This is a genomic window from Bradyrhizobium sp. Kon58 (assembly GCF_055807455.1).
The window spans coordinates 1-2,359 of the sequence record NZ_JBVVOT010000077.1 but is presented as its reverse complement, the minus strand read 5'-3'; the positions used below and the strand labels follow the sequence as shown (position 1 = coordinate 2,359).

General features: G+C 58.9%; 1 protein-coding gene. It reads left to right on the top strand.

Translation table 11 applies throughout. The features are described from left to right. Positions 1 to 2,359, top strand: a 2,359-nt coding sequence (locus AC0L20_RS39445; RefSeq protein WP_473295579.1) for an Ig-like domain-containing protein, incomplete at both ends; no start/stop codon positions are given.

Sequence of the window (2,359 nt, the reverse complement as noted above, 5' to 3'; positions counted from 1 at the left end):
GCGACGACCTCGGGCGGCACCAGCGTTGCGTCGACGGCCCTGGCCGTCACGATCGATACGCACGCGCCGGGTGTGCCCTTCGAGGCCGGCGACTCAATCGTCAACGGCAACCAGGTGGTGTTAACAGGCACGGCCGAAGCAAACAGCACGGTCCAGGTGTACGATGGCGCGACCCTCGTCGGGACGGGAACGACGAACTCCTCAGGGAACTGGACCGTTACGACGGTCGGACTATCAGAAGGAGCTCATTTCCTGACAGCAACGGCAACCGACGTCGCAGGCAATGTCAGTGCGCTTTCACAGCCCCTGGATCCAGTCATCGGTGCTGCAGTTCCTGCCACTCCAACGATCGCTTCGTTCACGACCGACAGCGGCGTTGTCGGTGACCACACCACCAACGACAACACGCTGACGCTGACGGGCTCGGCCGTCGCCGGCAGCACTGTGAAAATATTCGATGGTTCGAGCCAATTGGGTACGGCCAATGTGGATGGTAGCGGGAACTGGTCATTCACAACTGCGGCGCTCGGTGACGGAGGCCACATCCTCACGACGCAGGATGTCGATTCTTCGGGGCAGGTTAGCCTCGCATCGGCGCCCCTGTCGATCACGATCGATACACACGCCCCGGTTGCTCCGACCATTGGTGCGTATTCGCAAACAGGATCGTCGGTGGGAAGCACGACGACCCTTAACGACCTCGTGCTGAAGGGATCCGCGGAGGCCAATAGCTCAGTCAAGATCTTTGACAACTCAACCCAGATCGGGACCGCGACCGCGGACAGCAGTGGCGCGTGGAGCTTCGATACCGGCGTGCTGTCGAATGGAGCTCAGAAATTTACGGCGACGACAACGGATGCGGCAGGAAACGTGAGTGCGGCATCCGCCGGTCTCAACGTGACGGTCAATTCGGCATCCTCAAGCTACGCAGATGGATCGAGCAGTGCGCATACCGGCACGCCACAGCTGGCGTCGTTGCTGGACAGCTATGCGGTTCGCCCACCCTGGCAGGTCGCGGGCGTAGACTACGCGGTTGGTGTTCCGGCGGGCACGGCGCTCAAGGATCCGAGCGTTGCTGCAAATCTTCCGGCTGGCGTATCGATCGACACTGCCAACCATGTCGTGAGCATCCTTGGTAACAACGTTACGCTTGACGGTTTCGACTTCTCGCTGAGTGGCGGTTGGACAGTCGTCGTCAAGCCGGGAACTACGGGCACGACGACGATCGAGAACTGCAACTTCTCGCTTGGCGCAAACCAGCCCGTTGCCATCGATGCAGGTTCGACCAACGTGGGAAATCTCACGGTGTTGAACTGCTCCTTCGACGGAAATCAGATGAATATTCCGTCGGTGCAGCCGCCGCCGGCAGGAACGGGACTGGGCGCCGCCATCAACTATAATGGCACTGGCACGTTCGTCGCCAAATACAACTACATTCACGACATGCCCGCCGATGGTATCGATTTGGGCAACGGGACTGTTACACCTACGATCCAATACAACGTCTTTGAGGGCTTGGGGTATACGCCGGGGTCGCATCCTGACCCCATCCAGTTTGTTGGCGACGTCGTGAATAATGCGATGATTGCCTATAATACAATCTATCAACCTCAGGGAGTTGAACCGAACGAAGGGCTGGCCGTTCAAGCCCAACTCGGCTCGACGATTACCAATACGACTATCGCCAACAATGTTATCATCGCGACCGGCCCTAACATGTCGATCTCGTTGAACATTGGGCTGTTCCAAGACAGCGGAAACGTCCTCAATGGAGTGATTGTCAGCAACAACTACGTCGATCCCACGGGTACCTTCACGGATACGGGCTTTGGCGATCTGCCCTCGGAAGTGCAGGGATCAAATCTCACCATCGAAAACAACATCAATCTCCTGACTGGCAAGAAGACGGGCCCCACGGCCGGCAGCTTTGCGACAACCGATGTTGTCAGCGTCGTTCCTTCGCCGAGTTCGGGGACTGAGGGCGTTGGAACCTCGATCGTATTCACCGTCAAGTTCGACCAAGCCATGACTGTGACCGGCAAGCCGTCGTTGGTCCTGAATGACGGAGGTGTGGCGACATACACAGGGGGGGCAGGCACCAACACGCTGACGTTCAGCTATACTGTCGCTGCGAGCGATACCAAGGTGTCTGCACTGGCCATCACCCAGGTCAACTTGGCGAATGGTGCGAAAATCGCCAATTCGCTTGGGGATGCGGCCGAACTCACCGGCGCGTTGAAGACCTTTACTGGCCTGCAGGTAGATCCTGGCACGACCTCCACCCCGACCCCGCCTGCGGCGCCGACGATCGCTTCGTTCACGACCGACAGCGGTGTTGTCGGCGACCACATCACCAACG